A 14,420-nucleotide genomic window follows, 5' to 3' on the forward strand; every position below is an offset into this window, starting at 1 on the left:
GGGCTGCGCCGCCGTCAGAAACGCGGCCCAGTTGGCGTGGCGCGTGAGCTCGGCGTACTCGTGGTAATCCAGCCCGGCGCGCCGCATGTGTTTGTCGTCCATCGAAAACCCCAGCGGCTCAATCAGGTGCAGCCGGCAGCCGGTGTTCGCAGCAAGGCGGATCACGTTGCCCGTGTTGGGCGGGATTTCGGGCTCGACCAGAACAATGTTGAACATGGGCTGATTGTCGCCGCCGACAGTGGCTATTCGGTTCGGGCGAAAACCATCGCAGTCACAGTCGCTGCGCCGGCTTCACGCAAGGCCTGTGCGGCAGCAAACAGGGAGGCGCCGCTGGTCATCACGTCGTCGACCAGCAGGGCGCGGCGGCCGCGAAGGTCCGCCACCCGCAGGGGGTCAACGGCAAAGGCGTCCTGAAGATTGCGCAGGCGGGCTTCGCGCCCGAGCCGCGCTTGCGGCGCGGTGTCCCGGATGCGCAGCAGCAGGCGGGCGTCAGACCGGGCCAGGGTGCCGCTTTGCCGCGCCAGCGACGTGGCGAGTTCCCAGGCCTGGTTGAAGCCGCGCGACTGCAGCCGCTGCGCCGACAGCGGCAGGGGGATCAGCAAGTCGTCAGGACGCAGGCCGTGCAGCGTGTTGCGCACCCCGGGAACCTCCAGCAGCAGCGCGGCGAAGTTGTTCGCCCAGGCCGGGTCGTTGCCGAACTTGTAGCGGGCCACCAGGTCCGACCAGGGATAGGCGTAGGGCACGGCCGCAAAACAGGCGTCCAGGGGCGGCGGCTGGCGCACGCAGGCGGCGCAGCGCAGTGAAGGCAGCCCGCGACCCTTGGACAGGGCGGCCGGGAGCGTGAGCGCGCAGCTGATGCAGCGCGCGTGTACCTGGCCGAAGCGGCTGACGCAGGCGGCGCACACCCGGCGTGCCGGCCAGCTGTGGCAGACAGCGCACTGGCTGGCCACTGACCGCAGCAGCGAGGCCGGCGAAACCGGATAAAGCAGGCGCAGCGACATCGTGTCAATATACTCGGCGATTGTTTTCCAGCCCTCATGCCCACAGAACGCCCGCCCACCCTCGACCCGACTGCCGCGGCGCGCTGGCAGCGTGTGGCGCCGGCTGCCTCGCCGTGGTTGCATGAGGAAGTGGCGCAGCGCATGCTGGACCGACTGCAATGGATACGGCTGCAACCGCAAGCCTGGCTGCACTGGGGCGCCCTGCGCGGCGGTGTGGTGGCCCATGCCCGGCTCGCAGACCGCTATCCAGATTCAACGTGTTTTGTGCTCGAAGCCCATGCGGGACGTGCGCGAGAAGCTATCAAAAGCATAGCGGTTCCCTGGTGGCATCCGAAGCGCTGGACCGGCCCGGGCGTGCGATTCGACGCGCCGCCGCCGGGGACCGCAGACATGCTTTGGGCCAACATGGCTCTGCACGAGGCCGCCGACCCGCAGGTTCTGATCGCCGAGTGGCACCGGGCGATCCGGGTGGGGGGCTTTCTGATGTTTTCCTGCCTCGGGCCGGATACCGCACGTGAGTTGCGTGACATCTACGCCGCACTCGGCTGGCCGCCGGCCGGCCACCAACTGACCGACATGCACGACTGGGGCGACATGCTGGTGCAGGCCGGTTTTGCGGAGCCGGTGATGGACATGGAGCGCATCACGCTGACCTTTGAAACACCCGAGCGGCTGTTGCAGGAGTTGCGCGAACTTGGGCGCAATTTTCACCCGCTGCGGTTTCCGGCACTGCGCAGCCGTGCCTGGAAAGCCCGCCTGCTGCAGGCGCTGGACGCGCGCTTGCCGCGCGACGCGGATGGCCGCCTGGAATTGACCTTTGAAATCATCTACGGGCATGCGATGAAGGCGCAGCCCAAGGTCAAAGTCAGTGCCATGAGCGCGGTTTCCGTGGCGGACATGCGTGCGATGTTGCAGGGTTCTCGGCATCGACCCTGAGGGGAGGGCTGGCCTGTCCCCCCATGGCTTTGCACGGGGTAAACCCGGCTACAATCCAGACACAATTTTTGGGTATGTTCCCACGCACCCGCGGCCGAAAGTGTTTGATCGGCGCCATTTTTTGAGTCTTGCCCCGTGCCGCACGTCTCTCCGGCTTTTCGTTTCGCCACGGCTTCCGGCCAGGACGGTCAGGGCCAGCCGGCGGTCCAATGGCTTCTCAAGCGCAATTGCTCGGTCACACCGGCGCAGCTGGTGTGGCTGTACGTGTCGCTGTGCGTGCTGTCGCTGGGTATTGCAGGGTTCTTCTGGTCCCAGGGTGCGACTCTGGTGATGCCATTTGCGTGCCTGGAATTGCTGGTGGTTGGGGCGGCCTTTTCTGCCTATGCCCGGCATGCCACGGACGGGGAGCGCATCGTGTTGCAGGGCGGGCATCTGGTGGTTGAACTCGAAAGCGCGGGGCGCTTGGAGCGTGCGGAATTCAACCGGCAGTGGGTGCGTGTTGAGCCCAGGTGTGGTGACGGCTCGCTGATCGAAGTATCGGGGCAGGGCAGGTCGGTCAGTGTGGGGCGACATGTGCGTCCCGACTTGAGGCCGGCATTGGCCCGCGAGATCCGCCACGCCTTGCGCGGATGCTGAGACGGAGCCGGAAGCAGGGCGTGAAGTGGAGGGCTGATGCAGTGGGCCACATGGCTAACTTTATAATCAGCTGCTTAATCAGTCGGTAATTGAGGCAATAAAAGTGATCACGATGAACGCACGTACAACGATAGGATCGGGAATGAAGCACGCAGGCCGGGGTTTGATGTCAGTGGCTGCGAAAGCCGGTTCCGGGCTTGCCACCGCTGCAGCCCTGATGGGCGTCTGGGTCAGCACGGCCGCCCATGCGGTCAACGATTTGCCGGGCGGCCCGGCCGTGAATCAGCTCAACCTGCATCCTGCTGTGACCAAGATCGCCGAAGAGCAGCAGTGGCTGCACTGGTTCATGATGATCATCTGCCTGGTGATTTTCCTGGCGGTGTTCGGCGTGATGTTTTATTCCATCTGGAAGCACCGCAAGTCGGTGGGCCACAAGTCGGCGAACTTCCATGAGTCCACCACAGTCGAGATCATCTGGACCATTGTTCCCTTCGTCATCGTCATATTGATGGCGCTGCCAGCCACCAAGGTGCTGGTTGCCTCCAAGGACACCACCAGCGCCGATCTGACCATCAAGGCCACCGGCATGCAGTGGAAATGGGGTTACGACTACATCAAGGGCGAGGGCGAAGGCATCGGCTTTGTGTCAACGCTGGACAGCACGCACCGCGAAATGTCCAACAAGGGCGGCCCAGCCAAGGGGCAGGGCGTCGATGACTACCTGCTCAAGGTCGACAACCCGCTGGTGGTGCCGGTGGACCGCAAAATCCGCATCATCACGACTGCCAACGATGTGATCCACGCCTTCATGGTGCCGGCTTTCGGCATCAAGCAGGACGCGATCCCCGGCTTTGTGCGTGACACCTGGTTCCGTGCTGAAAAAACTGGCGACTTCTATGGCCAGTGTGCCGAGTTGTGCGGCAAGGAACACGCTTACATGCCCATCCATGTCAAGGTCCTGTCTGCCGAGGACTACAGCAAGTGGGTGGGCGTCAAGGTCAAGGAAGCCGCCGCGAAAGCTGACGATCCTTCCAAGGTCTGGGCTTTGCCCGAGTTGAAGGCTCGCGGCGAGAAGGTCTATGCCGCCAATTGCGCTGCCTGCCACCAGGCGACCGGCAAGGGCGCCGGCCCGATCAAGGCGTTGGACGGCTCGGCCCTCGTGGCTGACAAGGACCACGGCAAACAGATCGCCATCCTGCTCAATGGCGCAGCCGGTGGTGCCATGCCGCCGTGGAAGACACTGAGCGACACCGATCTCGCCGCCGTTGCGACCTACACCAAAAACAGCTGGTCCAACCAGACCGGCCAGATTGTGCAGCCTGCGGAATTCCAGGCCGCACGCAAGTAAGACACTTTTTCAGATTCAGGCTCGACCCCCGGTCAGCCGCAAAGACAAAGCTACAGGCACAAGCCACCAAAGGAAGCCAAGATGAGTGCAGTTCTCGACCATCATGATCACGCGCATGACGACCACGACCACGCCCCAACGGGCTGGCGCCGATGGGTCTTCGCGACCAACCACAAGGATATCGGTACGCTGTACCTGTTGTTCAGCTTTGCCATGTTTATGGTGGGCGGTATGCTGGCGCTAGGTATCCGTGCAGAGCTGTTTCAGCCCGGCCTGCAACTGGTGAACCCGGAGCTGTTCAACCAACTCACCACCATGCACGGCCTGATCATGGTGTTCGGCGCGATCATGCCGGCTTTTGTCGGCTTCGCGAACTGGATGATCCCGCTGCAGATCGGCGCGGCCGACATGGCGTTTGCGCGCATGAACAACTTCAGCTTCTGGCTGCTGATTCCTGCCGGCCTGATGATTGTTGGCTCCTTCTTCATGCCCGGCGGCGCCCCCGCAGCCGGCTGGACGCTGTACGCGCCACTGACCCTGCAGATGGGCCCCTCAATGGATGCCGGCATTTTTGCCCTGCACATCCTGGGTGCCTCGTCCATCATGGGGTCGATCAACATCATCGTGACCATCCTCAACATGCGCGCTCCCGGCATGACCCTGATGAAGATGCCGATGTTCTGCTGGACTTGGCTGATCACCGCTTACCTGCTGATCGCCGTGATGCCTGTTCTGGCCGGCGCCATCACCATGACGCTGACGGACCGCCACTTCGGCACCAGCTTCTTCAACCCCGCCGGCGGCGGCGACCCGGTGATGTATCAGCACATCTTCTGGTTCTTCGGCCACCCCGAGGTATACATCATGATCTTGCCGGCCTTCGGCATCGTCAGCCAGATCATTCCGGCATTCGCACGCAAGCGTCTGTTCGGCTACGCCTCCATGGTGTACGCCACCGGCTCCATTGCCATCCTGAGTTTTGTCGTGTGGGCTCACCACATGTTCACCACCGGCATGCCGGTGACTGGCCAGCTGTTCTTCATGTACTCGACCATGCTGATTGCGGTGCCGACCGGTGTGAAAATTTTTAACTGGATCGCGACCATGTGGAAGGGCTCGATGACCTTCGAGACGCCCATGTTGTTTGCGGTTGGCTTCATTTTTGTGTTTACCATGGGTGGGTTTACCGGCCTGATCCTGGCCGTGGCGCCGATTGACATCCAGCTGCAGGACACCTACTACGTGGTGGCCCACTTCCACTATGTGCTGGTGGCCGGATCCCTGTATGCGCTGTTCGCCGGTTATTACTACTGGGCGCCCAAGTGGACCGGTGTGATGTACAACGAACGCCGAGGCAAGATTCACTTCTGGTGGTCGTTGATCTCCTTCAATGTGACCTTTTTCCCGATGCACTTCCTGGGTCTGGCTGGCATGCCGCGCCGCTACGCCGACTACCCGATGCAGTTCGCCGATTTCAACGCGATCGCCAGCGTCGGCGCCTTCTTCTTCGGCATCGCGCAGGTCTACTTCTTCTTGTTCATCGTCCTGCCGACCATGATGGGCAAGGGCGAGAAAGCACCGCAACGCCCCTGGAATGATCCGGACGGCGCCGGCGCCGAAGGCCTGGAGTGGGAAGTTCCATCGCCCGCGCCTTTCCATACCTTCGAGACACCACCGCGCCTGGACGCCACAGCGACCAAGGTGATCGGATAATCGTCCCTAGACCGGACCATGCGCGCCATGACACCTGAACAGAAAAAGAACAACCTGCGGCTTGGCCTGACCCTGGCCTCGATTGCGGTCGTGTTTTTTCTTGGCTTCATGGCCAAGCTTGTGTTCTTCGGCCGGGGGTAAAACATGGGCCTGAAGCGCGAAAATTTCCGCATGGTGGGCAAGCTGGGCGTGATTGTGCTCGGCATGTTCTGCTTCGGTTACGCGCTGGTGCCCATCTACAAGGCGATTTGCGAAATGACCGGCATCAATGTGCTGGCCCTCGGTGACCGGCAGATTCCCGGCGCCACGCCGAAGATGTCGGCCAACACGCAAGTCGACACCACCCGCAGCATCACGGTCGAGTTTGACGCCAATGCGCGCGGTCCGTGGATGTTCAGGCCTGCGGTCAGCTCGATCAAGGTCCATCCGGGCGAACTGGCCACGGTGATGTATGAGTTCCAGAACGTGCAGAACCGCACCATGTCGGCCCAGGCGATTCCGAGTTATGCGCCCATGCAGGCGGGTTCACATTTCAACAAGCTCGAGTGTTTCTGCTTCAGCCAGTACACGCTGGCGCCCGGCGAAAAAAAGCAGTGGCCCGTGGCCTTTGTAATTGATCCCAAGCTGTCCAAAGACGTGACCACCATCACGCTGTCCTATACCTTCTTCGAAGTCGGTGGCAAGACGCCGGCGGCGCCGGTGGCCGCTGTTAACCGGGCTTCCAGAGTGGAGTCGGGCGCGTGAGCACGCCGGTGACTCAGCGCAGGGGCTCGATCTGGCGCACCGTCAAGGCGGTCGGCTGGTCCTTTGTCGGCCTGCGTGCCCGCAGTGACTACGAGCAGGACGTGGCGCAGCTCAACCCGGTGCACATCGTTGTGGTGGGGCTGGTCGGTCTGCTGGTGTTTGTCGGTAGCCTGATGCTTCTGGCGACCTGGGTGGTTGGCAAGTAGGCCGCAGGCCACCACGCCTTTGATCTATTGATTTCAAGAATTTAGCGAAAACAGGAGTTGGAAATGTCTTCAGCAGCGCATACAGGCACCCCGTATTATTTTGTTCCGGCGCCCTCGGCTTACCCGGTGATGACGGCTGTCGGGCTGTTCTTCGTGATCCTGGGTGCGGGTCAGTGGATCAACGGCTCCGGTTGGGGGGCCTGGTCGCTGGCCTTTGGCATGGTCTGGTGGCTGACGGTGCTGTTCTTCTGGTTTCGCGCAGCGGCGCGCGAAAGCGAAGGCGGCCTGTACGGGCACAAGATCGAGTTGTCCTACCGCTGGAGCATGAGCTGGTTCATCTTCTCGGAAGTGATGTTTTTCGGCGCCTTCTTCACGGCGCTGTGGTGGGCGCGCTCCCACTCACTGCCTGCGCTGGGCAGCCTGGAAAACGCGCTGCTCTGGCCTGACTTCAAGGCGGTCTGGCCCAGCTCCGTCCCCGGCGTGACCGGCTCCCCCGCCGACATCATCGAGCCCTTCACCACCATGGGCCCGTTCTGGCTGCCGACCATCAACACCGCGTTGCTGCTGACCTCGGGCGTGACGCTGACGATTGCCCACCACGCGCTGCGTGAAAACCACCGCGGCAAGACCATCGCCTTCATGTGGGTGACGGTGCTGCTCGGCATCATTTTCCTGTGTGTGCAGGGTTATGAATATTTCCACGCCTACAGTGACCTGAACCTGAAACTGAGCTCCGGCGTCTACGGCTCGACCTTCTTCATGCTGACCGGTTTCCACGGCTTCCATGTGTTTGTCGGCATGTTGATGCTGCTGTTCATCACGCTGCGCCTGCAAAGCGGCCACTTCACAGCCGACCGCCACTTCGGTTTCGAGGGTGCGGCCTGGTACTGGCATTTTGTGGACGTGGTGTGGCTCGGCCTCTACATCCTTGTGTATTGGATGTAACCCGGCCCCCCAGAAGAAAAGCGCCGCGAGGCGCTTTTTTTACTTGCCCGCCGGAATGCCGGTAGGCTGGATATAACCCATCTTCCAGGCGATCAGGATGCAGATGAACAGCACGATGGAAAAGCCGACACGAAATGCCAGCGCGCGTGCCATGTTGCTGGTTTTCGCCTTGCCGCCCGTGCCGTCCTTCAGCATGAAAAACAGCGCTGAGGCCAGGCTGGCGAGAATGGCCAAAAACGCGAATGCAACGAGGTAATTCATGAACCGGATTATCCGCGCATGAGTCCACGCCTGCTCCAGCCGCGTTTTGTGGTGCTGACGCTGGCGACCGTGCTGATGGTCGCCCTGACTTTTTCTCTGGGCCAGTGGCAAATGCGCCGCGCCGCGCAGAAACAGACGCTGCAGGCTGCCATTGATGCACAAAAAAGGCTTCCAGCCCTTGATGGACAAGTGTTAGCAGCTATCAAAAACGTAGCAAATGTGATGCACCGCGAGGCCACGCTGCAAGGCCACTGGCAAGCTGCGCACACGGTCTACCTGGACAACCGGCCCATGGACGGCAAGTCCGGCTTCTGGGTGATGACGCCGCTGCTGCTTGCCGGCACGGATCGGGCAGTTCTGGTACAGCGCGGCTGGGTGCTGCGTGACTTCACCGACCGCACCCGCTTGCCCGCCGTGCTGACGCCCGACGGTGTGGTCAGCGTCAGCGGACGCATGGCCCCGCCACCGTCCAAGCTATATGAGTTTGACGGGGCAGCGCAAGGCCGCATCCGGCAAAATCTCGACCTGACGGCTTTTGCTGCCGAAACCGGTTTGCAGCTGCTCCCGGTGTCCTTGCTGCAGACCGGCGCCGCCAGCGAGGGCTTGCTGCGCAACTGGCCGGCGCCCAATACCGGCGTCGACAAGCATTACGGCTATGCCTTCCAGTGGTTTGCGCTGTGCGCCTTGCTGGTCGGTCTGTATGTCTGGTTCCAGCTGCTGCTTCCGCGTCGCAGGTCTTCTGTCCCTTCTTCTGTTTCCGATGGCGATTCAACGTGACTCCTTCCCAGCCTCCCTCCCCCGTGCCAGCCGGCCGTGACCAGCCACTGGACCTGACCGTGCACAGCCTGCCGCAGGCCGGTGCGGCCGCTGCGATGGCGCGGCCCGACACGCGAAGGGGTCGCTGGAAAATGCTGGCCGTGCTGTTGGTGTGTGCCGCACCGGTGATTGCCTCCTACTTCACCTACTACGTGATCCGTCCGGAAGGACGGCGCAATTACGGCGAGCTGGTCGATCCGCAGCGGCCGCTGCCGGCGCTGGCCGCCGTGTCGCCTGAGGGCCAGCGTATCGAATTGCCCGCGCTCAAGGGGCAGTGGCTGTTGGTCAGTGTGGCCGGCGGGGCCTGCGACACTGTCTGCCAGCAGCACCTGTATTTCCAGCGCCAGTTGCGCGAATCGCTGGGCCGCGAAAAAGACCGGCTGGACCGCGTCTGGCTGGTCAGCGATGAGGCGGCGATCCCGTCGGCACTCAACACCGCCCTGCAAGGGGCCACCGTACTGCGTGTGGCGGGTCTGGAGCAGTGGCTGCGGCCCGCAGAGGGGCACAAGCTCGCGGACCACGTGTATGTGGTGGACCCGATTGGCAACTGGATGATGCGTTTCCCGGCCAACATGGACGCTGCCGGCGCGGCGCAGGCCAAGCGCGATCTGGAGCGCCTGTTGCGTGCTTCCAACTCCTGGGATAAAGCAGGCCGCTAGATATGACCCCCACGCTTTTCACTGCGCCTTCGGCTGCGTGTAATGCGCTGCCCCCCGGGGGGGCCGCTGCGCCTGCGGGCTGGCAGAGCCAGACCCGCGGCCCCCGCTTGCAGAAGCCGGGCACGACACATCCTCGTTTTTGCCAGTTCGAGCCGCGGAACCGGCTTTGCCGGGCCGCAGGCGGGCGGCCCCCTCGGGGGGCAGGCAGCGACACGAAGTGCGCGACCGTGGGAGCGCCGTGACCGATCTCTACAACCTCAGCCCGACGCTGCGCCTGATGGGCATGGGCCTGGTGCTGGCGCTGGGCCCGCTGGCCTGGGTCTGGCTGCGCAACAAAAACCAGCCGATGGCGCGGCGCCTGCGTGTACTGACCCTGCTGACGCTGTTCCTGACCTTCGACCTGGTGTTGTTTGGCGCCTTCACGCGGCTGACCGATTCGGGCCTGGGGTGCCCCGATTGGCCGGGCTGTTACGGCCACGCCAGCCCCGTGGGCGCCGCCCAGCCGATCAGTGAGGCGCAGGCGGCCATGCCCACCGGGCCGGTGACCCATTCCAAGGCCTGGATAGAAATGATCCACCGCTACCTGGCCACCGGCGTGGGTGTATTGATCCTGACACTGGCGGTGGCAACCTGGCTTGCACGCCGTGCGCAGAAGGGCTCCAGGCCAGCCGGGGCCGCGGAACCGGCTTTGCCGGGCCGCAGGCGCAGCGGCCCCCCCGGGGGGCAGCGACTTACACGCAGTGAAGAGTGTGGGGGCGTTATTTCTGTGTGGTGGCCGCTGGCAACCCTGGTCTGGGTCTGCATCCAGGGCGCTTTCGGCGCACTGACGGTCACCATGAAGCTGTTTCCGCTGATCGTGACCCTGCATTTGCTGGGCGGGCTGATCCTGCTGGCCTTGTTGCAGGCGCAGGCGGTGCGGTATGCGCAGGCCCACGAGGCGACGCGACCGGCGGTGTTGTCCAGCGGTGTCCGGATTTTGCTGGTGGCGACCTTTGTGCTGCTGTGGCTGCAGATCGCCCTGGGCGGCTGGGTCAGCACCAACTATGCGGTGCTGGCCTGCAACGAGTTTCCGGCCTGCCAGGGCAGCTTCTGGCCGGCCATGGATTTCCGCGAGGGCTTCACGCTCTGGCGTCATCTGGGTGTCGGGCGGGACGGCGACAACATCAGCTTTCAGGCGCTGACGGCGATTCACTATGTGCACCGGATCGCTGCTTATGTGGTGTTTACCGCCTTGCTGGCGCTGGCCTGGCAGCTCAGGCGCATTCCCGCGATGCGTTCTTATGGCAACTGGACGGCCGGTCTGGCGCTGTGGCAGTTCGCCACCGGCCTGAGCAATGTGGTGCTCGGCTGGCCGTTGGTCGCTGCGGTGTCACACACCGGCGGTGCAGCGGCACTGGCGGTGGTGCTGACCGGGGCGCTTTTTTCCAGCAGGCGGGTGCCGCACCCCGCAACTGCGGCAAAATTGAGGGCTTCCTCCTTATGAACCCCTCAGATTCCTCTGCCTCCGTGGCGATCCCGGCTTTTGTGCCGTCGAAGTTCGCGCAGTTCTATGCGCTGACCAAGCCGCGCGTGGTGCAACTCATCGTGTTTTGCGCGTTGATCGGCATGGTGCTGGCGGTGCCCGGCGTACCGGGCTGGGCAGAGATCAGGCTGGCCCTGATCGCCTGTGTCGGCATCTGGCTGGTGGCGGGCGCAGCCGCGGCCTTCAACTGCCTGGTGGAGCAGCAGATTGATTCGAAAATGAAACGCACGGCCTGGCGCGCCACGGCGCAGGGGCAGATCAGCAACCCGTTGACGCTGGCGTTTTCCAGCGTGCTGTGCGCCGGCGGCTCGGTGATCCTGTATGTGTGGGTGAATCCGCTGACCATGTGGCTGACGTTTGCGACCTTTGTCGGTTATGCGGTGGTCTACACCGTCATCCTGAAGCCGCTGACGCCGCAAAACATCGTGATCGGCGGCGCATCCGGCGCCATGCCGCCCGTACTGGGATGGGCCGCGATGACGGGCAACGTGGCGCCCGAGGCGTTGATTTTGTTCCTGATCATCTTCCTGTGGACGCCGCCGCATTTCTGGGCGCTGGCGCTGTACCGGGTGGAGGATTACCGCAAGTCCGGCCTGCCCATGTTGCCGGTGACCCACGGCAACGAGTTCACGCGCCTGCAGGTCTTTCTCTATACGCTGGTGCTATTTGCCGCCTGCCTGATGCCCTTTGTTTTCAAGATGAGTGGCTGGCTCTACCTGGCCGCGGCCATTGTCTTGAGTTTCGGGTTCAGCTGGTACGCCTGGCGGCTGTGGCGCAACTATTCCGACGCGCTGGCTCGCAAGACCTTCCGCTTTTCACTGATTCACCTCTCCGCCCTGTTTGCGGCACTGCTGCTGGACCACTACCTCGTATGAGCCTCTCTCCGATTTCTTCCGGCAAAAGGAATGCTATCAAGTTGATAGCTGGTGGCGCTTTGTTGACGGGGGCTGGCGGCTTTTTTGGCCTGATTTCTGGCTGTACCGATGCCAAACCGCAGTTTGCCAGCATCGACATCACCGGCGCTGACTACGCGAAGGACTTTGCGCTGACCGACCACAACGGCCAGATGCGCAGCATCAAGGACTTCGCCGGCAAGGTGGTCGTCATTTTCTTCGGCTTCACCCAGTGCCCAGATGTCTGCCCGACCTCGATGGCCGAGCTGGCCGAGATCAAAAAAATGCTGGGCGCCGACGGTGGCCGCCTGCAGGGGCTGTTCGTTTCGCTGGACCCGGAGCGCGACACGCCCGAGGTGCTGAAAGCCTACATGGCCAATTTCGATCCGGGCTTTCTGGCGCTGCGCCCGGACCTCGACAAGTTGCCGCAGGTGGCCAAAGACTTCAAGATTTTCTACAAGAAGGTCGAGGGCAAGACGCCGGGCAGCTATACGCTGGACCATTCCGCCGGGAGTTATGTGTTCGACCCGCAGGGCCGGGTGCGACTGTACAGCCGCTACGGCAGCGGCGCGCCGGCCCTGGCGGGCGACGTCAAGCTGCTGCTCAAGGGCCATTAAGTCCTTCCTGCGGGCAAAAAAAAGCCTGCAGACGATGGTCGAATGCAGGCTTTGCGCGATGGCCGCTGTCGCGGCATCACGGGCAAGGAGTCAGGCTCGCTCAGGCATAAGCGGCCAGGACCTTCTTCATTTTTTTCATGGCCGCCACCTCGATCTGGCGGATACGCTCCGCGCTGACCTTGTACTCGGCCGCCAAGTCGTGCAGCGTCATGCCGCCTGAGCCGTCGTCGTTGACCTTGAGCCAGCGTTCCTCGACGATGCGGCGTGAACGGTCATCCAGGCCTTCCAGCGCCGTCGTGATGCCGTCGCTGGCCAGGTAATCGCGCTGGCGCGACTCCATCAGCTGCGTCGGCTCCTGTGTCGCATCAGACAGGTAGGCAATCGGGCCGAAGGCGTCTTCACCGTCATCACTCGGGCTGGGATCGAGCAGCACGTCGCCGCCCGACATGCGCTGCTCCATCTCGATGACTTCCTCGCGTTTGACGTTGAGGGTTTTCGCCATCGAGCTGATCTGGTCTTCGGTCAGGGTGTCCCGGTGCGTCGCCACATCGGCGTCGTCCTTGAAGCCCTGCTTCATGGAGCGCAGGTTGAAAAACAGCTTGCGCTGGGCTTTGGTGGTCGCCACCTTGACCATGCGCCAGTTCTTCAGGATGTACTCGTGCATCTCGGCCTTGATCCAGTGCAACGCATAGCTGACCAAACGTACCCCCTGGTCCGGATCGAAGCGTTTGACCGCCTTCATGAGGCCGATATTGCCTTCCTGGATCAGGTCGGCGTGGGGCAGGCCGTAACCCAGGTATTTACGGGAAGTCGCCACGACCAGGCGCAAGTGAGAGAGCACCAACTTCCCGGCAGCGTCAAGGTCGTTGTTGTCCTTCAGGCTGCGCGCGAACTCCTGCTCCTGCTCCAGAGTCAGCATGGGTAGGCGGTTGACCGCAGAAATGTAAGCGTCCAGATTGCCCAGAGGCGGCAGCAGCGACCACGGATTGGCGCTCGCCAAGGCCGAGCTGGCGGGTGTCACTTTGGGGGAAAGTGCATAGGACATGAGGCAAAACTCCTTTTCTGAAGTCAAATATTAGCACTCTGTTAGAGAGAGTGCTAAACAATAGGTTCAATGACGTTGCATAGGGTCAGGCTATACGAGTAAACCCTGAGTCACTTCTATTGGTACTTTATCCTGCGCCTTGGTTCCCGCCGCTCATGTAGGAGAGCAACCACATTGCAGGCGGCCGAACAGGGGCTCTTGCGCGGGCAAGCGGCTGCAGCGTATCCGCCGGACGAGGCGGGGAGCAGGCGCTTGAGGTCAGGGCAGGCGTTTGTCGCCGCGTATTTCGCGGACTTCCACATCGACCACTTCGGCGTCGCGCGCCGCCGTGCTGCCTGGGGCGCCGGGGCGCGTCCAGAAGGAGTCAGGTGAAAATTTCTGGAAGCGCCCGAACACCATGGGTTGGGGTTTTTTGCCAGTGATCAGGGCCTTGAGCAGGCCCAGGGTCATCACGACCAGGGCCGCAGCCAGCAGGCTCACGGCAAACACCGCCGCAAACACCCAGAGAACCAGACGCAGGACAAAACGCAGAAAGCTGCTGATGAAGGAGGGCAAGTGTGGGTTCCCGTTAAAACCAGTTGGAACCAGATGCGGGCCAATGGTTGCACTTCAAGTTACCAGCGCAGGCCCAGTTTGGTGAAAAGCTTGCTCAGCACAAACAGCGGGCCCACCCACAGGTACTGGATGTCCTCGAAAAACGACGGTTTCTTGCCTTCCAGCTTGTGGCCGATGAATTGCAGTATCCAGGCGCCGACAAAAATCGCGACCGACAGCTCCAACACCAGCGAACCCATGGCAAACAGCACTGCCACGCTGAGCGCCGACCACAGCAGCATGGTCACCAGAAACGCCAGCGACAAGCGCACGTAATACACCATGCTCGCCGCGATGAAGGCATAGGCCACATAGGGATGCAGGGCAAACATCATGCCGACCAAGCTCAGCATGATGAGGGGGATGGCGATGAAATGAATGATTTCGTTTGCCGGGTTGCGGTGGCTTTCCTCGTAATGCGCCAGCAACTGGTCCACGCGGCGCACGCCGGCGGAGTCGGGGGAAGCGCTGATTGTCATGATGC

The 14,420-nt window shown here is 62.5% G+C and carries 19 protein-coding genes; 13 read left to right on the plus strand and 6 right to left on the minus strand.

All coding sequences use genetic code 11. The features are described 5' to 3' along the window. On the minus strand, window positions 1-216 hold a 216-nt coding region (locus H0W47_RS05970; RefSeq protein ID WP_296921848.1), incomplete at its 3' end, for a tRNA (cytidine(34)-2'-O)-methyltransferase. A 26-nt stretch (window positions 217-242) separates the two neighbouring features. Beyond that, complete coding sequence (locus H0W47_RS05975) at window positions 243-1,001, minus strand: ComF family protein (RefSeq protein ID WP_296921850.1); 759 nt, start codon at window positions 999-1,001, stop codon at window positions 243-245. A 36-nt stretch (window positions 1,002-1,037) separates the two neighbouring features. Between H0W47_RS05975 and H0W47_RS05980 the strand changes: the two genes are divergently transcribed. The 8 genes from H0W47_RS05980 to H0W47_RS06015 all read left to right on the plus strand — a co-directional run bounded on the left by H0W47_RS05980 (window position 1,038) and on the right by H0W47_RS06015 (window position 7,529). Beyond that, entirely contained in the window at window positions 1,038-1,937 is a 900-nt protein-coding gene (locus tag H0W47_RS05980; RefSeq protein ID WP_296921851.1) for a biotin synthase, read from the plus strand. 135 nt (window positions 1,938-2,072) lie between these two features. Beyond that, window positions 2,073-2,573 carry a DUF2244 domain-containing protein gene (locus H0W47_RS05985; RefSeq protein ID WP_296921853.1) on the plus strand — a complete coding sequence of 167 codons (501 nt, stop codon included), beginning with the start codon at window positions 2,073-2,075 and terminating at the stop codon, window positions 2,571-2,573. A 217-nt stretch (window positions 2,574-2,790) separates the two neighbouring features. Further along, window positions 2,791-3,921: a cytochrome c oxidase subunit II gene (gene coxB, locus H0W47_RS05990; RefSeq protein ID WP_296921929.1), complete on the plus strand. Its 1,131-nt coding sequence runs from the start codon at window positions 2,791-2,793 to the stop codon at window positions 3,919-3,921. Between the two features lie 81 nt (window positions 3,922-4,002). Next, window positions 4,003-5,634: a cytochrome c oxidase subunit I gene (gene ctaD / locus H0W47_RS05995; RefSeq protein ID WP_296921855.1), complete on the plus strand. Its 1,632-nt coding sequence runs from the start codon at window positions 4,003-4,005 to the stop codon at window positions 5,632-5,634. Between the two features lie 27 nt (window positions 5,635-5,661). Next, window positions 5,662-5,775, plus strand: a complete 114-nt coding sequence (locus H0W47_RS06000) for a cytochrome oxidase small assembly protein (protein WP_296921857.1) — start codon at window positions 5,662-5,664, stop codon at window positions 5,773-5,775. Window positions 5,776-5,778: 3 nt separating this feature from the next. Further along, entirely contained in the window at window positions 5,779-6,378 is a 600-nt protein-coding gene (locus H0W47_RS06005; protein ID WP_296921859.1) for a cytochrome c oxidase assembly protein, read from the plus strand. Next, window positions 6,375-6,584, plus strand: coding sequence for a DUF2970 domain-containing protein (locus tag H0W47_RS06010; protein WP_296921861.1), 210 nt, complete (start codon window positions 6,375-6,377; stop codon window positions 6,582-6,584). The genes H0W47_RS06005 and H0W47_RS06010 overlap by 4 nt, the downstream gene beginning before the upstream one ends. A 63-nt stretch (window positions 6,585-6,647) precedes the next feature. After that, window positions 6,648-7,529, plus strand: coding sequence for a cytochrome c oxidase subunit 3 (locus tag H0W47_RS06015; protein WP_296921863.1), 882 nt, complete (start codon window positions 6,648-6,650; stop codon window positions 7,527-7,529). Between the two features lie 39 nt (window positions 7,530-7,568). On the opposite strand, the gene H0W47_RS06020 is transcribed toward H0W47_RS06015, so the two are convergent. Then, window positions 7,569-7,790, minus strand: coding sequence for a twin transmembrane helix small protein (locus tag H0W47_RS06020; protein ID WP_296921864.1), 222 nt, complete (start codon window positions 7,788-7,790; stop codon window positions 7,569-7,571). An 18-nt stretch (window positions 7,791-7,808) separates the two neighbouring features. On the opposite strand from H0W47_RS06020, the gene H0W47_RS06025 reads away from it, so the two are divergent. From H0W47_RS06025 to H0W47_RS06045, 5 genes are all read left to right on the plus strand, one after another. Further along, window positions 7,809-8,567 carry an SURF1 family protein gene (locus H0W47_RS06025; RefSeq protein WP_296921866.1) on the plus strand — a complete coding sequence of 253 codons (759 nt, stop codon included), beginning with the start codon at window positions 7,809-7,811 and terminating at the stop codon, window positions 8,565-8,567. 23 nt (window positions 8,568-8,590) lie between these two features. Beyond that, complete coding sequence (locus tag H0W47_RS06030; RefSeq protein ID WP_296921931.1) at window positions 8,591-9,265, plus strand: hypothetical protein; 675 nt, start codon at window positions 8,591-8,593, stop codon at window positions 9,263-9,265. A 277-nt stretch (window positions 9,266-9,542) separates the two neighbouring features. Further along, entirely contained in the window at window positions 9,543-10,748 is a 1,206-nt protein-coding gene (locus tag H0W47_RS06035) for a heme A synthase (protein ID WP_296921933.1), read from the plus strand. Further along, a complete protein-coding gene (gene cyoE / locus H0W47_RS06040) occupies window positions 10,745-11,662 on the plus strand; it encodes a heme o synthase (RefSeq protein ID WP_296921868.1) in 918 nt (305 codons plus the stop codon). The genes H0W47_RS06035 and cyoE overlap by 4 nt, the downstream gene beginning before the upstream one ends. Beyond that, the gene (locus tag H0W47_RS06045) at window positions 11,659-12,297 is read left to right on the plus strand and encodes an SCO family protein (protein WP_296921870.1); all 639 of its coding nucleotides are present in this window, start codon (window positions 11,659-11,661) and stop codon (window positions 12,295-12,297) included. Before cyoE ends, H0W47_RS06045 begins: the two co-directional genes overlap by 4 nt. A gap of 100 nt (window positions 12,298-12,397) precedes the next feature. On the opposite strand, the gene rpoH is transcribed toward H0W47_RS06045, so the two are convergent. The 3 genes from rpoH to H0W47_RS06060 form a co-directional block, all read right to left on the minus strand. Continuing rightward, window positions 12,398-13,342 (minus strand): RNA polymerase sigma factor RpoH, encoded by a 945-nt coding sequence (rpoH, locus tag H0W47_RS06050; RefSeq protein ID WP_296921872.1) that lies wholly within the window; start codon window positions 13,340-13,342, stop codon window positions 12,398-12,400. Window positions 13,343-13,600: 258 nt separating this feature from the next. Continuing rightward, window positions 13,601-13,897, minus strand: a complete 297-nt coding sequence (locus H0W47_RS06055; protein WP_296921874.1) for a hypothetical protein — start codon at window positions 13,895-13,897, stop codon at window positions 13,601-13,603. 59 nt (window positions 13,898-13,956) lie between these two features. Next, complete coding sequence (locus tag H0W47_RS06060; protein ID WP_296921876.1) at window positions 13,957-14,415, minus strand: DUF962 domain-containing protein; 459 nt, start codon at window positions 14,413-14,415, stop codon at window positions 13,957-13,959. Window positions 14,416-14,420 lie beyond the last annotated feature (5 nt).

The organism is Polaromonas sp. (assembly GCF_013817205.1).
Taxonomy (GTDB): domain Bacteria; phylum Pseudomonadota; class Gammaproteobacteria; order Burkholderiales; family Burkholderiaceae_C; genus Polaromonas.

Coding starts and splice junctions, on each gene's coding strand:
- H0W47_RS05975 (WP_296921850.1), bottom strand. CDS start 1,001: ATGTCGCTGCGCCTGCTTTATCCGGTTTCGCCGGCCTCGCTGCTGCGG.
- H0W47_RS05980 (WP_296921851.1), top strand. CDS start 1,038: ATGCCCACAGAACGCCCGCCCACCCTCGACCCGACTGCCGCGGCGCGC.
- coxB (WP_296921929.1), top strand. CDS start 2,791: ATGGGCGTCTGGGTCAGCACGGCCGCCCATGCGGTCAACGATTTGCCG.
- ctaD (WP_296921855.1), top strand. CDS start 4,003: ATGAGTGCAGTTCTCGACCATCATGATCACGCGCATGACGACCACGAC.
- H0W47_RS06000 (WP_296921857.1), top strand. CDS start 5,662: ATGACACCTGAACAGAAAAAGAACAACCTGCGGCTTGGCCTGACCCTG.
- H0W47_RS06005 (WP_296921859.1), top strand. CDS start 5,779: ATGGGCCTGAAGCGCGAAAATTTCCGCATGGTGGGCAAGCTGGGCGTG.
- H0W47_RS06015 (WP_296921863.1), top strand. CDS start 6,648: ATGTCTTCAGCAGCGCATACAGGCACCCCGTATTATTTTGTTCCGGCG.
- H0W47_RS06020 (WP_296921864.1), bottom strand. CDS start 7,790: ATGAATTACCTCGTTGCATTCGCGTTTTTGGCCATTCTCGCCAGCCTG.
- H0W47_RS06025 (WP_296921866.1), top strand. CDS start 7,809: ATGAGTCCACGCCTGCTCCAGCCGCGTTTTGTGGTGCTGACGCTGGCG.
- H0W47_RS06035 (WP_296921933.1), top strand. CDS start 9,543: ATGGGCATGGGCCTGGTGCTGGCGCTGGGCCCGCTGGCCTGGGTCTGG.
- cyoE (WP_296921868.1), top strand. CDS start 10,745: ATGAACCCCTCAGATTCCTCTGCCTCCGTGGCGATCCCGGCTTTTGTG.
- H0W47_RS06045 (WP_296921870.1), top strand. CDS start 11,659: ATGAGCCTCTCTCCGATTTCTTCCGGCAAAAGGAATGCTATCAAGTTG.
- rpoH (WP_296921872.1), bottom strand. CDS start 13,342: ATGTCCTATGCACTTTCCCCCAAAGTGACACCCGCCAGCTCGGCCTTG.
- H0W47_RS06060 (WP_296921876.1), bottom strand. CDS start 14,415: ATGACAATCAGCGCTTCCCCCGACTCCGCCGGCGTGCGCCGCGTGGAC.